At 54.3% G+C, this 19528-nt stretch carries 16 protein-coding genes and 2 tRNA genes; 11 read left to right on the forward strand and 7 right to left on the reverse strand.

Features of this window, described 5'->3' with window-relative positions:
* The first annotated feature begins 34 nt into the window (after window positions 1-34).
* Together G536_RS0108370 and G536_RS0108375 are read left to right on the forward strand one after the other, a co-directional pair.
* Window positions 35-964, forward strand: coding sequence for a hypothetical protein (locus tag G536_RS0108370; RefSeq protein ID WP_157530497.1), 930 nt, complete (start codon window positions 35-37; stop codon window positions 962-964).
* Window positions 961-1866, forward strand: coding sequence for a lysophospholipid acyltransferase family protein (locus tag G536_RS0108375; RefSeq protein ID WP_022823144.1), 906 nt, complete (start codon window positions 961-963; stop codon window positions 1864-1866). Before G536_RS0108370 ends, G536_RS0108375 begins: the two co-directional genes overlap by 4 nt.
* A gap of 83 nt (window positions 1867-1949) precedes the next feature.
* Here the strand turns inward: G536_RS0108375 and G536_RS0108380 are convergent, their stop codons facing one another.
* The gene (locus G536_RS0108380; protein ID WP_022823145.1) at window positions 1950-2582 is read right to left on the reverse strand and encodes an L-threonylcarbamoyladenylate synthase; all 633 of its coding nucleotides are present in this window, start codon (window positions 2580-2582) and stop codon (window positions 1950-1952) included.
* A gap of 190 nt (window positions 2583-2772) precedes the next feature.
* Window positions 2773-3753 carry a T9SS type A sorting domain-containing protein gene (locus tag G536_RS0108385; RefSeq protein WP_169515063.1) on the reverse strand — a complete coding sequence of 327 codons (981 nt, stop codon included), beginning with the start codon at window positions 3751-3753 and terminating at the stop codon, window positions 2773-2775.
* A 124-nt stretch (window positions 3754-3877) separates the two neighbouring features.
* Between G536_RS0108385 and mltG the strand changes: the two genes are divergently transcribed.
* The 8 genes from mltG (at window position 3878) to G536_RS0108425 (ending at window position 11909) form a co-directional block, all read left to right on the forward strand.
* On the forward strand, window positions 3878-4957 hold the full coding sequence (gene mltG / locus G536_RS0108390; RefSeq protein WP_022823147.1) for an endolytic transglycosylase MltG: 1080 nt from the start codon (window positions 3878-3880) through the stop codon (window positions 4955-4957).
* A gap of 80 nt (window positions 4958-5037) precedes the next feature.
* The gene (locus G536_RS26925) at window positions 5038-5310 is read left to right on the forward strand and encodes a hypothetical protein (protein ID WP_169515064.1); all 273 of its coding nucleotides are present in this window, start codon (window positions 5038-5040) and stop codon (window positions 5308-5310) included.
* A gap of 4 nt (window positions 5311-5314) precedes the next feature.
* Complete coding sequence (locus G536_RS0108400; RefSeq protein ID WP_022823149.1) at window positions 5315-5806, forward strand: acyl-CoA thioesterase; 492 nt, start codon at window positions 5315-5317, stop codon at window positions 5804-5806.
* Window positions 5807-5858: 52 nt separating this feature from the next.
* Window positions 5859-6860 (forward strand): YihY/virulence factor BrkB family protein, encoded by a 1002-nt coding sequence (locus G536_RS0108405; protein ID WP_022823150.1) that lies wholly within the window; start codon window positions 5859-5861, stop codon window positions 6858-6860.
* A 128-nt stretch (window positions 6861-6988) separates the two neighbouring features.
* Window positions 6989-7075 (forward strand) — tRNA-Ser (locus tag G536_RS0108410).
* 63 nt (window positions 7076-7138) lie between these two features.
* Window positions 7139-7223, forward strand: a tRNA-Ser gene (locus G536_RS0108415).
* 642 nt (window positions 7224-7865) lie between these two features.
* The gene (locus G536_RS0108420; protein ID WP_084708534.1) at window positions 7866-10406 is read left to right on the forward strand and encodes a fibronectin type III domain-containing protein; all 2541 of its coding nucleotides are present in this window, start codon (window positions 7866-7868) and stop codon (window positions 10404-10406) included.
* 231 nt (window positions 10407-10637) lie between these two features.
* The gene (locus G536_RS0108425) at window positions 10638-11909 is read left to right on the forward strand and encodes a zinc dependent phospholipase C family protein (protein WP_026879970.1); all 1272 of its coding nucleotides are present in this window, start codon (window positions 10638-10640) and stop codon (window positions 11907-11909) included.
* 157 nt (window positions 11910-12066) lie between these two features.
* Here G536_RS0108425 and G536_RS0108430 read toward each other — a convergent pair whose 3' ends face one another.
* Entirely contained in the window at window positions 12067-12255 is a 189-nt protein-coding gene (locus G536_RS0108430) for a hypothetical protein (RefSeq protein ID WP_022823153.1), read from the reverse strand.
* Between the two features lie 295 nt (window positions 12256-12550).
* On the opposite strand from G536_RS0108430, the gene G536_RS0108435 reads away from it, so the two are divergent.
* Window positions 12551-12961 (forward strand): hypothetical protein, encoded by a 411-nt coding sequence (locus G536_RS0108435; protein WP_022823154.1) that lies wholly within the window; start codon window positions 12551-12553, stop codon window positions 12959-12961.
* A 12-nt stretch (window positions 12962-12973) separates the two neighbouring features.
* Here G536_RS0108435 and G536_RS26935 read toward each other — a convergent pair whose 3' ends face one another.
* The 4 genes from G536_RS26935 to G536_RS0108455 form a co-directional block, all read right to left on the reverse strand.
* Window positions 12974-14392: a TolC family protein gene (locus tag G536_RS26935; protein WP_022823155.1), complete on the reverse strand. Its 1419-nt coding sequence runs from the start codon at window positions 14390-14392 to the stop codon at window positions 12974-12976.
* 58 nt (window positions 14393-14450) lie between these two features.
* On the reverse strand, window positions 14451-17528 hold the full coding sequence (locus G536_RS0108445; protein ID WP_022823156.1) for an efflux RND transporter permease subunit: 3078 nt from the start codon (window positions 17526-17528) through the stop codon (window positions 14451-14453).
* Window positions 17529-17614: 86 nt separating this feature from the next.
* A complete protein-coding gene (locus G536_RS0108450; RefSeq protein ID WP_022823157.1) occupies window positions 17615-18769 on the reverse strand; it encodes an efflux RND transporter periplasmic adaptor subunit in 1155 nt (384 codons plus the stop codon).
* 228 nt (window positions 18770-18997) lie between these two features.
* On the reverse strand, window positions 18998-19501 hold the full coding sequence (locus tag G536_RS0108455) for a YciE/YciF ferroxidase family protein (RefSeq protein WP_022823158.1): 504 nt from the start codon (window positions 19499-19501) through the stop codon (window positions 18998-19000).
* Between the last annotated feature and the right edge of the window lie 27 nt (window positions 19502-19528).

Below are 19528 nucleotides of genomic sequence, written 5' to 3' on the forward strand. Positions count from 1 at the left end.
GGCTAATGATATACATAAAATTATGGCTACCGTCATGAAACCACATTCTTTTGAAAGTCGCCTTACCTTTACCGGCCAAACTGACACGATGCGCACGGTATACCTTTTATTTCTACTGCTAATATTACCACTTGCTGGTCCGGTGCTGGCAGCACAGCCGCAACTGTTGCTGGATGTAGCCCGCTTCCGCAACCTAGATACCAGCGTGAAAGGCAGCGTAGTGGAAATCTACGCTACCGTGCCCGGCCAATGGCTGACGTATATGCGCCGCGCCTCCAAAATGTACCAGGCAGCGGCCGTGCTGACGCTGGAAATTATCCGGCCCGATGGCCAAGCGGCTTATCAGGAGAATATCACGCTCAAACCGCCCGTGCTCAGCGACACGACGGCCGCCATCAAAAATCCGCTCAGCTTTCAGAAACGGCTGGTACTGCCTGATGGTAGCTACCGTATTAGGGGCCTAGTGCGCGACCAGTATCGTGGTAGCCAGCAGGCCCTAGTGGAAATGCCCCTGTTGCTGGCATCTGCCGACGGGAAACCTACGCTCAGCGACGTGGTGCTTTTAGCCAAACCAGCTGCCAAAGGAGCCGAGGCCAGTAATTTCAGCCGCGGCGGTTTCAGTTTGACGCGGGCCCCCGGCGGCACCTACGCCCGCGGCGCCGATAAGCTCTGGCTGTACACCGAACTCTACAATGCTGCCCCAGAGCAGGAACTGCAAGTGCGGTACCGGCTGCGCAAAGCGGGTAGTAAAACCGATGCGCTAACCCAAGCTGCTACCACGCGGGGCATGGCTGGCCGGCCAACGCCTATTACTAATGAGCTTGATTTAAGCAAAGTGCCCGCCGGCGACTACACGCTAACAATAGAAGTGCGCACGCCCAAACAAGCACTGACCACCCAAACCGCCACCGTGCACCGCATGACCACCGATTATGCCCCGGCTGGCGCAGGCCCCGCCCGATGAGTAAACCCACTTCCAAATCGTACCTCTGGTACTACCATGTGCTTGGCGGGTTGTTGCGTGGCCTAGCGCATCTGCCGCTAACCATGCTCTATGGCTTAGCCGATTTTATCTACTTCCTGCTGGCTTACGTGGTGCGCTACCGCCAAAATGTGATTCTCACCAACCTGCGTAATTCTTTCCCCGAGAAGCCGGAAGCGGAAATACAGCAACTCCAGAAACAGTTCTACCGCAACTTTGCGCAGGTGCTAGTGGAAACCCTAAAGCTGGGTGCTATATCCAACGAGGAACTGAAGCGGCGCGTAACTTTCCGCAACCCGGAGGTATTGGAGCGGCATTTTGCGCAGGGGCGCACGGTGCTGGGCTTATCGTCGCACGCGGGCAACTGGGAGTGGGTGCTGACCTCAGGAGCGCTCTGGCTGTCGGCGCACGTAGATGGGGTGTACAAGCCGCTGATGAATCCGTTTTTCGAGAGCTTCATGCGGCAATTGCGCACCGGTACCGGCGCCGGCCTGATTCCAATGCGCGACACACTGCGGGATTTAGTTCAGCGTCGGGGCGAAACGCGGGTGGTAAGTCTGCTCTCCGACCAAGCCGCCGGCCCCGAAGACCGGCCCTACTGGACCACCTTCATGAACCAAGATGCTGGTTTTTACACTAGCGCCGAGCGGCTCGCTAGCCGTTTCAATTGCCCAGTGGTGTACGTGGGCATTCATCGCCTGCACCAGGGCCGCTACGAAATTGTGCTGGCCGACCTCTACGATGGCAATTCGCCCTTACCCACCGACAGCTTTCCCATCACCGAGGCCTTCGTGCGTCACTTAGAGGCCGATATCCGCGCCTTCCCCGCCGACTACCTTTGGAGCCACCGCCGCTGGAAGCATAAAAGAGAAGCTAGGCGTTAGAAGTTGATTACTAGAACAATAGAAAGTCTATTGTTCTAGTAATCAACTTCTAACGCCTAGCTTCTAGTGGCACCTAACTTCTTTTACAAATACTGCTCGATGTCGCCAGCACCCTGGCGGATTAGCTCGAAGTCGTCGTTGGTGCAGTCGATGATGGTGCTGGGCACGTTGCCACCAAAACCGCCGTCAATTACTAGGTCCACGAGCAGGCGGTACTTCTCGAAAATCAGGTCGGGGTCAGTTACGTACTCTTCTAGTGTGTTTTCATCCTCCCGCACCGAGGTGCTAATAATAGGGTTGCCTAATTCCTTTACCAGCTGAATGATAATAGTGCTGTCGGGCACCCGGATACCTACGGTTTTGCGCTGGCGGCCACCTTGGCGGGGAGCTTTAGCGCTGGCCTCGAAGATGAATGTGAACGGACCTGGCAGTGCCTTCTTAATTACTTTATAAGTTGGCGTGGTGATGCCGTGGGCGTAATCGGAAATGTGCGAGAGGTCGGAGCAGATAAAGCTGAGGTTGGCTTTATCGGGGTTTAGGCCTTTGATGCGGCAGAGTTTCTCAACAGCCTTGGCATTGTGAATATCACACCCAATACCATACACGGTATCGGTAGGGTAGATGATGATGCCGCCTTTGCGCAACACGTCTACAACTTGCTGAATGCGGTTCTGCGGTGGGTTATCGGGGTGAATGCGGAGCAGCGTAGCGGGCATAGGGAAACAGGGGAGTAGCTAAGTGAAACAAACGACCCAGGGGTCGGAGCGGAGCAAGGTAGCCGATGTAGCAGACTTCTGCTTACAGTTTTCGTGTAAAATTCCTGTTAGGTTTTCATTCATCGAAAATCCAGCCACAAAAAAAGCCTCCACCCGAAGGCAGAGGCTTTCCTTTAAAATCAGCAGTAGGCTACTGTTTCACCACTTTATAAGTAGCACTTGCAGCACCGTCCTGAACGGAAACCACATAGCTGCCCGCGGGCAGGCTGCGCAGGCTGAACGTGCCATCGGCAGCAGCTGTACCGCTCAATACCTTACGGCCCGTCAGGTCGGAAACGGTGATGGGCGCGTTGGTAGCTTTGCCGTTGATACGGATGCTCACTACGTCGTTGGCCGGATTTGGGAACACGCTAATAGCGCTGTTAGCAGCCGCATTGCGGGTAGCCAATGGCGTAGTACCAGTGGAAATAGCAAAGTTGTCAACGGCAAGTAGCGCATCGGAGCCGGTATTGTCAACATCCTTCCAACGAATCCACATGGTAGTGTTAGCAGGCCAGTTTAAGGTGATGCTGCCACTGATAGCAGCATTATTAGCTGCTAAATTACCGTCAATAGCTGCTGCCGTTGTAGTGGCAGTAGCACGTTCATTTAAGTCTAGTGCTGTAACAGCAGTCCAAGTGCCAGTGCTTAGGCTGGTAGCATTAAGGCTGTATTCAAAGGCAACTACCTCATTTACGGTGTTGTTACTGCTTGAGCGCCACTGTTCGGCGCGGGCGGCAATATTTACACGCGTTATAGCAGCACCCGTACCATTGGTGAATACTGCTCCTATGGCTGGCTCGGTGCTAGTAGAACCAAGAGTGCCAAAGGCACGGTCAGTTGCACCTGTTGTTCCAACGTTGTACACCCCTCCTGCATTGGCACTGCCATCGGTAACAGCTGGTGGCAACGTTTCATTTGCCACACCCGAGCCTGCAAGACGCAATCCTGTCCAACCCGCTGGATATGTAACGCCCGTAGCGCCAATAGCGTCGAAGTTCTGAGTGTATACTGCTGTAGCACTGCTGATGCTAATAGGAGTTTGGGCAAGAGCAGCCGAGCTAAGACCTAGGCCTAGAGAAAGGGTGAATAGCTTGCGTAAGCTTAAAAGAGAAGAGTAGGTGTGACGCATAAGTCGAAAGCAAAAGGTTAAGAGACAGAACATGTACTTTTGAACCGTCAAAGCTACTTTGAAATCAGCCCGCAGCCCAAACGATAGAGGCTACGCACTTTTCCGCTTTTTGTTTTCTCTCAACATGGCCAAACCCCGCATCGACTACAAAGCCAAGGCCACTCGTCGTCGCAACCGTTTCTCCTACACCGTGGGCATCATCGGCCTGCTGCTCATCACATTCTCGTATTACTTCTACCAGATATTCTTCACCCCGAATATCGAAACCAAGGGCAAGCGTACCTACGTGCTGATTCCGCGCGGAGCCGACTGGAAAACGGCCCTGAACCGTGTGGATACTAGTGGGGCAGTTATTGATAAGATGTCGTTGCACTTCGTCGGGCGCATGATGAACTACAACAAGCCGGGCGCGGTGAAGCCCGGCAACTACGAGTTGAAGGATGGCCTCACTAACCGCCAGCTCATCAATATCCTGAAAAGCGGCTCCCAGTCGCCGTTGCAACTTACTTTCAATACTGTGCGCTTGCGCCAAGACCTAGTGGACCGTCTGGCTGCGCAGGTAGACGTGAAGCCCCGCACCCTCGATTCGTTGTTGCGCAGCCCTAGCTACACCCGCAGCCTGGGCTTCGACACTACTTCAGTGCTCACCATGTTCATTCCGAACACCTACGAGCTCTACTGGAACACCTCGGCCGAAAACCTCATGCAGCGCATGAAAAAGGAATACGAGAAGTTCTGGACACCGGCGCGCGACGCCAAGCGCGAAAAGCTGGGCCTCACCCGCGCCGAAGTCAGTACGCTGGCCAGTATTGTGGAAGCCGAGCAGCAGCAGCACGCCGATGAGCGGCCGCGCGTGGCCGGTGTGTACCTCAACCGCCTCAAACGCAACATGAAGCTCCAGGCCGACCCGACGGTGGTGTACGCTAACGGTGACTTCGGCATCAAGCGGGTACTCAACGTGCACCTCACCAAAGACTCGCCCTACAACACGTACAAATATGCCGGCCTGCCGCCCGGCCCCATCAACCTGCCCAGCATTGCCAGCATCGACGCCGTGCTGAACCCCGAAAGCCACGATTACCTGTACTTCTGCGCGAAGGAGGATTTCAGCGGCTACCACGCCTTTGCCCGTAACGAGCAGGAGCACTTAGTAAACGCCCGTCGCTACCAAGCCGCCCTCAGCCGCGCCGGCATTATGAAGTAAGTGTTTGGCTTGTGATAGTAGAGACGAACAAGCTAAGTCACGAACAGTACCAAGAGACTTTCCAGGCTCCAATGCTAGATGTGACAACTACGGCAGAGCCTGTAGTAGATATTTGGCCGTATGTCGATGCAATATCAATTGATGATTTGGCAGGTTATGCTCTTGCTGATGATGGCTTAGTTCAGCACGTATATCAGCACCCAGAAAGAAGATTTCTGCACGTCCTTGTTTCAACCAATAATGCAGACGTGTTTCTAGTGGTAATAATTGATTTATCCTCAGTGGAAATATATGGCCATTATCTACTGAATCTGTTAGAGCTTTATCAAGTAACGCCTGAATTTGATCAATAAAACTATGTACTCTTCCGACACCAGTATCCGGGTCCGCTACGCCGAAACCGACCAGATGGGCTACGTCTACCACGGCAACTACGCGGCCTACTTTGAGGTGTGCCGTACTGAGGCGTTCCGGCAACTTGGCATCAGCTACAAAGATTTGGAAGCGGAAGGCGTTGGCATGCCCGTGGGCGAAATCCGTACCCGCTTCCGGCGCCCGGCCCGCTACGACGACCTGCTGACGGTACGGTTGCTGCTTAAGCAGCCCGCCGAAGGCACCCGGGTCTTGTTCGAGTACGAAATCTACAACGAAGCGCAGGAACTGCTAACCGAAGGCCACACGTTGATGGTGTTCGTGAGCATGGCCACCGGGCGGCCCGTACCCGTGCCGGCCCATATCCAAGCCAAACTGGCCCCGTACTTTACCGACGACGAAACGGCTGGCCCGCTTACTCCACCCAAATCCTCCTCGGATGCCCCGGCTCCGGCTGCGTTTCTCAAAAAAGAGTAGCCGAGTGACTAATTCATAAGTTGCTCGTTTACTTAGTCACTCAATTACTCGCATGGCCTTACCCACTCGCCGTTACCATCTGCCGGACTTGCGCCGTCGGCGTAGCTACCGCCGATTTATCGTGTGGTTGAAGCGCTTACGCTTCGCCGATGGTAAGGCCTCTGTGTACGACGTGGTGGACCGGATGCTGCAGGAGTTGAAGCTCGACAGCGTGGAAAAGCGGGCAGGCTACATGGCCTTCAACGTGACGGTGGCACTCTTTCCTACCATTATTTTTCTGTTCACGCTCATCCCATATTTGCCCATCCCTAATCTGAATGTTGATATCCTCCAGTTCCTGGCCGATTTCATTCCGGCGGAGATGTACAAAGTGCTGTCGGGTACTATCGAAGACATTGTAAACATTCCGCATGGGGGCCTGCTCTCATTCGGTTTTGCCACGGCGCTGGTGCTCAGCAGCAACGGCCTGATGGCACTGCTTGATGCTTTCGAGAAAAAGTATCCCTCGTTCAAGAAGCGGACTTACGTGCGCAAGCGGGTCATTGCCACCCTACTAACAGTGGTGCTGTCGGCGGTGCTACTGGTATCCGTAGCGGGTATCTTCTTCGGGACCTACATCATTGATGCGCTGGTATTTCAGGAAATAGTGCCTGAAAAATATACTGGGGAGCTGATTACGATTATCAAATACGGCTCGGTGGTTAGCCTATTTCTGCTCACTACTTGCTTGGTGTACTACTACGTGCCCCCAGTGCACGACAAATGGCCTTTCTTCTCGGCCGGGGCGGTGGTGGCCACGCTGCTCATCTTCTTAGTGTCATTTCTGTTCATTCTTTACGTCAAGATCTTCGACTCTTACAATACCTTTTACGGCTCTATCGGGGCGCTGGTGGGCTTTATGGTGTGGCTTGATTTCGTGTGTATGACCCTGATTGTGGGCTTCGAAGTGAATGTCAGCATCGATGTAGTAACCGGCCGCCTGCGCAATGAGAGTGGGGGCCTGCGCCTGCTCGACCGGCTACGGCGCAAAGAAGTGAAATCGGTTAGCGCCTGATTATCAGTTGGCAAAGCTGAGAGCAAGCACAGAAAGCGCCTGAATTCAGAAAAATATATCAGTAAAAGTTGTGACGAGGGCGAGGCGCTGCTACTTTTGTCGTCCCAAAACGACTGATTATACCTTCTAGAGAGGTGGCAGAGTGGTCGAATGCGACGGATTCGAAATCCGTTATACCTGCAAGGGTATCGGGGGTTCGAATCCCCCCCTCTCTACAGTACCGATAGCCGGTTTCCGCTGGATTCTGTGTATCTTGCTTCCGAATGACAAGCCGATCTAGAGAGCTGGCAGAGTGGTCGATTGCGGCGGTCTTGAAAACCGTTGAGGGTTAAACCTCCGGGGGTTCGAATCCCTCGCTCTCTACAAAAAGCCCCGTTTCTGATTCAGAAACGGGGCTTTTGCTTTTCAAGGGCACAGCTAAAATCAGAATTACTAAAAATGTATGGGCTTTATTGGTTGCCAGTAGGAGAGGAGGCTGTAGCCAAGGCCTATAGCTTGCCATGCATAGGCTACCTATCGTTGGCCCTTTTCTCGGAAGATGCCAAGCTAATTTGCATCGAAGCAACTAGCTAGGTTGAGCAAGTGTACCACAACACAACGACCATACCGCCCAAGCTCGGCATAAGTAGCAAGCTGTTTTACGTTTGTATGAAGCCTGCACAACATAGTATCCAATAGTTAGCGCCTGCTAGATATTTGGGCCGTGAAAGTAAGTGAAGAGGCCTTGAAGGGGGCAATGTCTGATTGGACACTGGCCCTTTTTTCATTATAGGTTTCAGCAAACAGCTCAACAGCCTATAAGTAAGTCGGTTGTTGTTTGCTGTGGAGAGGGATAGATAAGGGAATTGGTGAAACAAGGAGCCGAAACCGATTGCAAATGGTGATATAAGATGAAATAGTCGGAAAATATTGCTGATCAGTGGATTGCATCTATATTCACCAACTGGCAGATGCTGCTTACACGGTTGCTGCTTGCCACCTTTCCATCCTCTATTTCCACCATCTATGAGAAAAACTTTACGCGCATCTTGGCATCAATTGAAGAAGTGGCGTGCTAGCCTAGTTACTTCTGTACTTCTCGGTGCCGCTTTTGGCAACGCGCAGGCGCAGATTGACACGTACCAGTTCTCGGCCTCACAAGGAACCTACACTGTGCTGCCAGCCACCGCTAATTCGGCTTCTATCTTAAGCGACGACGCTGTATCCGGAGCTATTCCCATCGGGTTTTCGTTTGCTCTCGATGGCCTGCCATATACAAACGTCTTCGCCAGCTCCAACGGTTTTTTATCGTTCAATAGCGCCGCTAGTACTTCCTTGAGTAATAGTTTGGCTAACGGCAATGCCTCCGACTTTCCCTTGCTGGCCCCACTCTGGGACGACCTAAGCGGAAACGGAACAGGGGCCGCTGCCAGCTACCAGACCACTGGCACAGCGCCCAACCGGGTGTTTACGTTTGAATGGCGCAATTGGAAATGGAATTACTCTGCCACGGGCCCGGTGCTGTCGATGCAGGTGAAGCTCTACGAAACCACTAATCGTATTGAGTACATCTACCAGCCCGAAACCACGCCTCCCAACTTGCCTTCAGCTTCTATTGGGCTAGCGGGCGGAACGCCGGCTACGTTTTTGTCGCTCAGCAGTACGGGCGCTGCACCTGTGGCTAGTGCCGTTACCGAAAATTCTTCGCTAAACTCGGTGCCAGCCGCTGGGCAAGTGTATGCTTTTGTACCCTTGCCGCCAGCTGCTTGCCCTACCCCTCGTAACCTAACCACTGGGACCATTACGGCTACTTCGGCAGTACTGAACTGGACGGTGACTGGCGGCGGTGGTACATTCCGGATCAACTACGGGCCCACAGGCTTCACACCCGGTACTGGTGGGCAGACGGTTACCAGTTCCACTAACAGTGTAACGGTAACTGGACTCATGCCCAGCACCGAGTATCAGTTCTATGTAACTCAGGTTTGCTCGGCTACTTCCAGTTCGGTGCGCTCCAATGCTGGCGTTTTTCGTAGCGACTGTGTAGCGCCGCTGTACGCCACGGTGCCGTTTGTAGAAACGTTTGAAAACAACTGGCTTAGCCGGTGCGGTACCAACGACGTGCCTACCAACTTCTGGCGTAATAGCCCCAGTACCGGTAATAACTCGTGGCGCCGTGAGGATGATGGCGTATCTGCCAACTGGGCCAGTCCTACCTCTTGGTCATACTCGCCGTCGGGAGGGCAGGGCAGTGACCATTCAGCACGTTTCCACAGCGGCCAAAACAGCCGAGGCGTGGTTGGTACCTTGGATTTGTTTATCAACCTGAGTTCGCCCGGCAGCAAGGAGTTGAGCTTCGACTACATCAATACACTTGGTGCCTTTGGTGGACCTGATTCTCTGACGGTACAGGTATCCACTGATGGGGGCCTCACGTTTGGGCCGCAGTTGTTGCGCTTATCGATACCGTTTTCGTTCCAGACTCAAACGCTGCAACTCACCAGCACCTCCGCTACCTCAGTTATCCGCTTTCGGGCTGTTGCCGATTATGGTACCAACGACTTAGGTATTGATAACGTGACGGTGGCCAACTGCTCCCGCGTAAGTGCCTTGGCAATAAGCAACATCACGGGTACGTCCGCCACTGTCACCTTTACGCCCGTGGCAGGCGTAACCAGTTATACGGTGGTAGCAACTCCTACTACGGGTACACCAGTTACAGTGCAAGCTACCGGCTCGCCAGTGCAGCTTACTGGGTTGGAGGGCCTGACACAGTACCGGGTGAGCGTGGTAAGTAACTGCGGACCTGGCCAGTCGTCGGTGCCCGTAACCGCTAGCCTCACCACCCTCATTCCGCCTTCAGTCAACGACGAGCCGTGCGGAGCCATGCTGCTTACCACTGGCCCAAATGGAGCGTACCAAACCATCCGGACCACCAACTTGGGTGCTACTTCCACTCCTATAAACGGCTACCAGAACCCCGGCTGTACGACGGCCTCGGCCCCGAAAGATGTGTGGTACCGTTTTGTAACGCCCGCTACGGGTGGAACCAGTATGAGCCTGGTGGCTATTGGCGACCCAGCTGGGCAAGTGCGCGTGTTTTCGGCAGCTAGCTGTTCAGGTCCATTCACTCAGATAAGCTGCAAGGGTGGCACCGGTCCTAATACAGCCGCTGGTGGGCAGGTGCTAACCAACCTGACGCCTGGTGCTACCTACTACGTGTCGGTGTCGGGGTATTCATCGAGTGATTTCCCAGGAAGCTTCTCGTTGCAACTAGGGCAGGGCGTTTTGGCAACCCGCAACGAGTTACCTAATGGGGAAGTATCGGTGTACCCAAACCCCAGCAACACCGGTCAACTGACGCTCCGTATTGCCGGCGCTACCACTACCACCGCGCAGGCTACTCTCTATAATGCCCTAGGCCAGCAGGTATTCACGCAGGCCGTAGGCCTGCGGAGCGGTACTGCTGAGCAGCCTTTAGCCGTGCGCACCCTAGCCAAAGGGCTATATACACTGCGCGTACAGGTTGACGGCCTCTTCATCACGCGCAAAGTCATACTGGAGTAGCTGCCAAGCACTGCCCCCGTTATTGTGGGAGGTAATTAAGCAAGCCCCTAACGTATCCGCGTTGGGGGCTTGTTGTTTTTAGTTAGTAAGCTGATTGAGGCGTAAAACGTAATCTGCAACTGTCTCTTGTACCAACGACTCACCAAAACACAACTCCGGCCGAGCTTGCGCGTACAGACAGTGCTTTAACAGCGTTGGAATTTCCCGACAGCCTGTTCAGGGCTTGTTTCCATGCTTAAGTGCCTATTGCGAAGTTTGGTGTTGGTGGTGCTGTTGGTTCCGTTTTCTGCCTCCGGCTATTCAGTGCTGACGCACCAAGCCAATGTCGATTCGTCGTGGGCGCGCTGTCTGCTGCCAATGCTGCAACAGCGCTACCCTGGTGCCACCGAAGAGCAGTTGGTAGAAGCAAAAGCCTATGCCTATGGAGGCTCCATCTTGCAGGATATGGGCTACTATCCGATGGGGTCGGAGCTGTTTACCAACCTCACGCATTATGTCAGGAGTGGCGACTTTGTGCGCAACTTGCTCAATGAGGCCCACAACCGCAACGAATATGCCTTTGCGCTAGGAGCACTAGCGCATTACGCGGCTGATGTTATTGGGCATCCGGAGGGTACTAACCGGGCTATGCCCTCGGTGTATCCGGAGCTAAAGCGCAAGTTTGGCAACGACATCACCTATGAAGAAGCACCCATTCAGCACACTCAACTGGAGTTTGCCTTCGATGTAGTGCAATTAGCTGCCGGCCGCTACCGCACTGCCGAATACCAGCGTTCCATCGGCTTTAAAGTATCGAAGCCAGTGTTAGAGCGGGCGTTTCAGAAAACTTATGGGCTGGAACTGGGCAATGTGGTATTCAACGTGGACTTGGCCATCGAGTCGTTTCGGTTTGCGGTGCGCCAGCTGATTCCTATTGCCAGCCGAGCTGCGTGGCAGTCGCAAAAAAAGGAAATTCGGCGGCTGAGCCCGCAAGCTCGCCGGCGCGAATACGTGTACAACGAAAGCGAGAAAAAGTACCGCAAGCTCTATGGCACTGGCTACCAGAAACCCGGTACTGGTGCCCGTATCCTGTCTTACTTTGTGCGGGTGCTACCCAAAATTGGGCCGCTCCGTCCGTTTGCGTTCAAGCTGCCTACTCCTGAAGCACAAGAGTTGTTCAAAGCTAGTTTCCGGAATGTAATGACGGGATATTGTCGGTTCGTAGAAGCTGAGCCCCGCGACACCACGCAGATGGGCACTCAACCATTGCCCAACACCGATTTTGATACCGGCAAACCCACCAAAGTAGGAGAGTACGAGCTAACCGACGAAGCGTACGGGGAATGGCTACGCCAACTGGCCGATAAGAAATTTGAGGGTATGACTCCACCAGTCCGCCAGAACATCCTAGCTTTCTTCGATTCCTCCGCCAAGTCTCCCATTGACGAAGATGAAAAGGAAGCCAAAACGCGCGAAAAAACTCTCGAAGCTCTCAAACAACTACGGGAACTACAATTAAACTAATGGGTGTCAAGACCGCGCAGTACTAAGTACTTTCAATCCAATGAAAAAGGCTGCCGGAACATCCGGCAGCCTTTTTAGTGGTTAGCAACATTAAACCCAGTGAAAAGGGAGTAGCTGATGGGCAAGCAGAACTGAAAAGCAAGCCGCTAGATTACCTTTAGCAGCGGTAAGGCTTGTAAGCGTGGTAGATGGGCCGGTGAATTGATTTGAGACGATTCTGCTTTTTCATGCGTAGCTGAGGGAGCAGCCGAAAAGCAGGCACAGCGGCAGTGGCTTCAAAGGAGGCACAGGCTACACCCGCCACCAGAGTTAGGAGCAGGAGTAGGCGGCAGATAATGGAGAGCATGGTGCAATAGGTGTGTAGGGAGCAAACTTTTTCATCAACAGTCTATAAGTAGCCCCGATGAAGAAGTGCTCAAAAGTACCTGGCTACTTCCACAGAAATGGCGCTTTTCGGTGAGCCAGCCTGAACCCGCCTCCAAACCTTGTCAATTCCCGACGAAGCTCAAAAATAGCCACAGCGTATTCCGCTGCTAGATTGCGGGCTATGAAGAAGTTACTCGCTAGTACCCCCAAAACACCTTGCAATTCTTACCTGAACACTAGTAACCTAGCCTCCCAGCGTCTGCGTTTACATAAGTATGCACATTTCTATAGACATTGACCCAAAAGATGGCAGTACCTGTGAACTGGTTTATGACGAGGAAAACCAGTGGATACGGGCTATTTGGCTGGGGTATATTGAGCCTGCTCAGGCGTATGCGGGAGCAACCGGCTTTCTGGATGCTATGAAAAGCTTCCACTGCCCCTACCTACTCAACGACAACAGCGGCTTACGTGGACCTTGGTTCGACTCCGTAGAATGGCTCCGGACTGTGTGGGCCCCGCAGGCTCGAAGCTTGGGCTTGCGCTACATTGCGCACATTTCGCAGCCCAACGACCTCTCTCACGAGGTGAGCGTGTTGGAAGCCGAATCGTTCGGCGGTGACATCCAGCTACAAGTATTCGACGATGCCTCAGCGGCCGAAGAGTGGTTACGTGAGCAGCAATAACAAGTGAGCTACTTACTGGCCTTGCACCAAGCCACTGCTTAGGCGGCGCAATACAATTTCGGCCTGCTTAGCTTGGTAGCGAATATCGAGCAGGCGTACCTCAGCATCGAGCTGGGTACGCTGGGCCACGCGTAGATCGAGGGGGGTAAGCAGGCCTAGGCGGTACCGTTCCAGGGCAATGGCCACGTTTTCGCGGGCCAGCAGGATATTAGCTTCTTCCAACTTCAACAACTGCAAGCGGTTCTGATACTGCGCAATGGCTTGCTCGGCTTCAGTGTTTAGCTGCAACTGGGTCTGGTTGAGCTGAAGCTGACTTTGCTCCTCCACAATGCGGGCATTCTGCTCTAAACGAGTACGGTTGAAACCATCAAATATCGGCACCGATGCTACTACGCCATAGTTTAGCCCATACGTGCGGCCGGTATTAGTTACCAGTTGAGTACCGAAAAATGCTGCGCCGTTGATGTTACGGTTGAGGCCATAGCCCGAAGTCAGCCCGATTTGCGGGAATCGGGACGCACGCACCAGTTTCCGGTCGTAGGTGGCTACTTCGGTGTTGGTACGGGCCTGTTGTAGGCGCGGGTTGTTGGCCCGAATAGCTTGCAGTACCTCGTCGCGTTGCAGATTTTCCGTCACTACAATCGAGTCCTGAGGCTGAAAATCCTGGTTTGGGTCGCGACCCAGCAGGTTGTTGAGGCTGATTTTAGCAGTTTTCAACAGTTCCTGCTGCTGAATCAGGATAGAACGGTCGGCGTTGTAATCCACGCGGGCCGTCAGCACTTCTACCTTGGCTGCCACGCCCACATCCACGCGGGCCTGTGTTAAGTCGATGCGGGCTTGCCCGATTTTAAGGGCTTCTTCGATGGACTTGATTTTTCCCGACTCACGCACCACCACGAAGTAAGAATCAGTGATGTTGGCAACGGTTTCCTCAATGGTAGCACGGGTAAGCTGGCGCTGGCTTTGCTCCAAGGCTTGCAGCCGGTCGTAGGCAATAAACATCCCAAAACCATCAAATATGGTCCAGGTAGCGGCCACGTTGGCGTTGAGCAGGTTGGACTTGGCTCCGTTGGCAATACTAGGGTCGGGGCGGCTCGATGACTCCTGCCGCACGTTGTTGCGGTTGAAGGTGCGGGTAAGGTTGCCATTGACTACCGGCAACTGGCCGGCGTTGCCGCGCGTCACGTTGTTTTCCGCAATCCGTACATCCTGCCTCGACAGCCGAATATCATAGTTGTTTTCCAACGCAATCCGGAGGGCTTCCGCCAAGGTCAGAAAGGGGGCGCTGGCAACTGTTTCTGGCTTCTCCGTCTGAGCTTTCGACTGGGGCTGGGTTACGGGCTGCTGGGAGGGCAACACCGGTTGCTGAGCATAGCTAAGCAGCGGCAGCGTCAGAAAGGCAAGGGTGGGAAGGAAGCGGAGGGAAAACATCAGAAACTACTAACTGCTAAAACGGGAATCGGGCGGGACGCGAATAGGGAGGCGGAGGCTAGGCCACCACTTTTTTGTCTTTGGGTTTAGCGCTATGCTTTTTGGCCGTGGCGAAGTACGAGTACATCACAGGCACCACGTACAGCGTGAGGCCGGTAGCAAAAAACAGGCCGCCCACCACACCAATACCCATAGCTCGGCGGCTAAGCGCGCCCGCGCCGGTGGCAATGGCAATGGGCAAAATGCCCAAAATGGCGCACAATGAAGTCATCAGAATCGGGCGGAAGCGGGCGGTGGCACCTTCAATCAGGCCGGTCATATAGTCTTTGCCCTGCTCCACTTGCTGGTTGGCAAACTCCACAATCAGGATGCCGTTCTTAGTTACCAGCCCGATGAGCATGATGATACCAATCTGCGAAAACAGGTTGAGCGTCTGGTTGAAGTACCACAAGCTCAGCAGCGCCCCGGATAGTGCCAGCGGCACCGTTACCATGATAACTACCGGGTCGCGGAAGCTCTCGAACTGCGCGGCCAGCACCAGGTAAATCAGCACCAAGGCCAGCCCAAAGGCAAAAATGAGCGAGGATGAGCTTTCTTGAAAGTCGCGGGAGGCACCGGCTAGCTCGGTGGTAAAGGTTTCGTCCAGTTGCTTGTCGGCAATAGCTTGCATGGCGGCAATACCGTCGCCGAGCGACTTACCGGGGGCCAGCGAAGCCGAGAAGGTAGCCGAGTTATAGCGGTTGAAGCGGAACAGCTGCGGTGGGGTGCTACTTTCTTCCAACCGAATCACGTTGTCGAGCTGCACGAGTTGGCCAGCAGCATTTTTCACCGACAGCAAGCGAACGTCCAGCGGCTGGTTGCGGTCTTCGCGGGCCACCTGCCCGATAATCTGATACTGCTTGCTGTCCTTGATGAAGTAGCCGTAGCGCTGCCCGCTCAGGCCCGCTTGCAGCGTCTGCGAAATGCTCTGCACCGACACCCCGAGGCTCTGGGCCTTCTCCCGGTCGATGGTCACGCGCAACTCGGGCTTGTTGAACTTCAAATCGACATCAGCATATTGGAAGGTTGGGTCTTGGCGAGCCGCATCGAGGAACTTCGGCACGGCTTCGCGCAGCTTGTCGAAGTCCTGGGTCTGGATAACAAACTGTACCGGCAAGCCCCCGCCGCCATTACCAATACTCTGGTCCTGCGACACAGAAGTACGTGCGGCCGTTAGCTTCTTCACGCCCGTCGAAAGCTTGGCGGCAATCTGGTCTTGGGTTACTTCGCGTTTATCGGCATCAAGCAGCAGCACACGGGCCCGGCCCGAGTTGGAACCGCCGCCAAAGCCCGGCGACGTCACAGCGTAGACGCTGCTTAAGTTCTCTTCGCCCGTCGAATCAACGCCGAGCTTGCTGAGTTGGTCCATGTAGGCATCCATGAACTCGAATGATGCACCCTCAGGGCCGGTGGCGTTCAGGTTGATGCGGCTCCGGTCTTCCACCGGGGCTAGCTCAGAGGGCAGCACACCCATGAAAAACCAAATGCCCACGCCCGTACCGGCCACCATCAGCCAAGCCAGCCAGCGGTTTTGCAGGAAGGTTTGCAGGCTGTGTTTGTAGCCACCAATCAGCCGCTCGAAGAAAGGTTCGGTTTTGCGGTAAAACCAGTTGTGCTTTTCCTCGCGCTTGAGCAGCACCGAGCACATCATGGGCGTGAGCGTGAGCGAGACAAACGCCGAAATCAGCACCGAACCGGCTACTACAATACCGAACTCACGGAACAGCCGCCCGGTGATACCCGTCAGAAATACCACTGGCAAAAATACCGCCGCCAGCACCACCGTAGTACTTACTACGGCCAGCAGAATTTCCTCGGAACCCTTAATGGCGGCCGTTTTCGGGTCTTCGCCTTCCTCAATACGCGAGTAGATATTCTCCAGGACTACAATGGCATCGTCTACCACCAGCCCGATGGCCAGCACAATAGCCAGCAGCGTGAGTACATTGATGGAGAAGTTGAGCAGGTACATCACGAAGAAGATACCCACCAACGACACGGGAATGGCCACTACCGGGATAAGCGTGGAGCGCCAGTCGCGCAGAAACAAGAAGATAATCACCACCACCAGCACAAAGGCTTCCACAATGGTATGCTCTACTTCGTTGATAGACTGCCGGATAAATACCGAGTTATCGAAGCCGGGCTTCAGTTGTAAGTCTTTAGGCAAATCTTTGCCATAGAGGTCAATTCGCTTATTGAACTCTTCGGCAATGTCAATCTGGTTGGAGCCGGGCTGCGGAATAACAGCCACGCCCACCATCGGCACACCGTTTACCTTGAAGATAGTTTGGTCGTTTTCGGGGTACAGTTCGGCGTATCCAACATCGGTGAGGCGTACTAGCGAGGAAGCGTCTTTGCGAATAATCAGGTTGTTGAAATCCTCGACGGTAGTAAGCCGGCCCATGGTGCGCAATGTGAGCTGGGTGGCCTCGCCCTGCACCGAGCCGCTGGGCAGCTCCACGTTTTCGCGGGTGAGGGCAGCTTGTACATCCACGGGGCTCACGCCCAGCGCTGACAGTTTCACGGGGTCCAGCCAAAGCCGCATTGAGTACTTCCGCTCGCCAAACACCCGCACCTCCGACACGCCTGGAATGGTTTGGAGGCGCTCCTTGAGTACGTTGTTGGCGTAGTCGGTCAGCTCCAGCAAGCTGCGTTGGCTGCTGCTGAGGTAGGTCATTACAATCGGTTGCGAGTCGGCGTTAGCCTTGCTCACCACTGGCGGGTCAATATCCCGCGGGAGGCGGCCCTGTGCCCCTGATACCTTGTCGCGCACGTCGTTGGCGGCGGTTTCCAGGTCGGAGTCGAGGTCGAACTCCACAGTAATCTGGGTGCGGCCGTCGCGTGAGTTTGAGGTTAGGTTTTTGATGCCCGCAATGCCGTTGAGGGCTTCTTCCAGCGGCTCGGTCACCTGGCCCTGCATTACATCAGCCGAAGCCCCGGTATAGCTGGCTGATACCGTAATGATAGGCGGATCTACGCTCGGATACTCCCGGATGCTGAGGTACCGAAACCCAATCACGCCGAATATCACGATGACTAGGCTCATCACAATGGCGAGCACCGGCCGATTTATACTAGTTGAGGATAAGCTCATATGGTTTTCTCGCAGAGGTTCGCAGAAGGTAACGCAGAGGTTCGCAGAGAAAAACGCCAGCGTACTGCGAACCTCTGCGAGAAATATTACTTAGTTGCTCTAACCGCATCACCCGGTTTCACTTGCAATATGCCCGTGCGGAGTACAGAATCACCTACCGCAAGCCCATCCGTTATCTGGATTACTTTATCGGAACGAATACCAATTTTTACCTTCTTCGGTACCATTTTGCCTTTCTCCACCGTGTAAACACTGTAGCCGCTGGCTTCTGGAATCACCGATTCGGTAGGCACTTGCAAAGCATCTGCCGATTCGCCGAGTTTCAAATTCACTTTCACGAAGGCACCAGGGCGCAGTTCGTTGTTGGTATTGGCGTAGCGGGCGCGCACTGGCTGGGTGCGGCTCACGGGGTCAATCTGCGGGTCGATGGCGTAAACTTTGGCATCGTACTTCTTGTTGGTGCCCTCGTCCGTCACACTCACCACGTCCCCGACGCGCACGTTGTTGGCAAAGCGGCCCGGTACAGCGAAGTCAATCTTGACGGGCCGCACCCGCGAAAGGGTCGTAATTTCAGTGCCGGGGCTTACATAGGTACCCACGGTGGCAGTGGTCAAACCCAGCACCCCTGAGAAAGGGGCCTTTACGTAGGCTTTATCCAGCGTGGCCCGTAGCGCCTGCAAGTCGGATTGCGCCGTGAGCAGCAGGTTGTTAGCTTGCTCATACTCCTGGGCGCTGATGTATTCCTTATCAAGTAGCGTGCGTTGGCGGCGCTCCTGGTCCCGGTACAGGTTGATGTTGTATTGCTGCTTCTTGATGGCGGCCTGGGCCTCATCGGCGTTGATGCTGAACAGTAGCTGCCCTTTGCTAACTGGCTGGCCTTCCCGAATGTTGAGGCTGGTAATCTTACCCGACAGCTCGCTCTTAATTACCACTGATTCGTCGGCCAGTACCGAGCCCGTAGCGGCCACTTGGTCGGATAGGCTGGTGGCCTTTACTACGTACACCTGTACAGGTAGCTTCTGGCCGCCGCCTTTGCCACCGCCTGCGCTACCAGGGCCTCCTTTGCCGGCTCCGCCTTTGCCACCTCCTTTACCATCTGCATTAGTGGAAGGGAAGTATTTCATCTTCACAAATACCAGCCCGGCCACTAAGGCCACGGCCACTACTATCCATAGCACACGGTTGCTTTTACCAGCAGGAGCTGGCATTACTTCTATTTCTTCTTGCTCCTTGGTTTGCATATACGGGGTGGGTTCCGGCTGAGGCACCTAACTCATTGAAGCAGGCAACGTTCCACAACGCGAATCGGCAGATATAAGTTGACTTGCCCGCCAAAGTTGACGCGGCAAGTATGGCGGTATGACACCAAAAAACGGCCTAGGTTGCAGCCGACGCCAGTTCAATAAGAAACCCGGCCGGCCAAGCAGCCAACCGGGTTTCTTAAAATGCTTCTTAGGAAGCTGAAAATGCTATAGTGCTTTCTGGTTGATATAGCCTTTTGCTAGGTTGTTGAGCTTGGTATCAGCGGCTTGCTCTTCGTTGAGCGTCTCGTGCAGCAGCGTGGCAGCTTCGTTTTGCCCTACGCGCTGGGCGTAGTGTGCTGCCGTGCCGTAGCCCGCAATTTCGTAGTGCTCTACGCGCTGGGCTGAGGCAATTAGACCGGCGTCTTTCACTTCGTCGGAAGCATCTTCATGAATCATGTCGGAGCCTTCCTTCAGAATGCCTTCCATGGCTTTGCACTTGTGACCGGTCAGGCTGATGTCCAGTAGCTTGCCAATCTTTTCGAGGCGGGCTACCTGATTTTTGGTTTCCTGCAAGTGGGTTTGGAAAGCAGTTTTCAGACCCGAGTCCTTGGCCTTGTCGGCCATTTTGGGTAGCACTTCCAACAGCTGAGTTTCAGCGCTGTACAAGTCTTTGAGCTGCTCGTGGAAAAGGTCGTCGAGGGTGCTGAGTTTATCTGAGAAAATACCCATGATACACAATTAGTTAAGGATGGAAAG

Source organism: Hymenobacter norwichensis DSM 15439, from assembly GCF_000420705.1.
In the GTDB taxonomy this organism is placed as follows: Bacteria; Bacteroidota; Bacteroidia; order Cytophagales; family Hymenobacteraceae; genus Hymenobacter; species Hymenobacter norwichensis.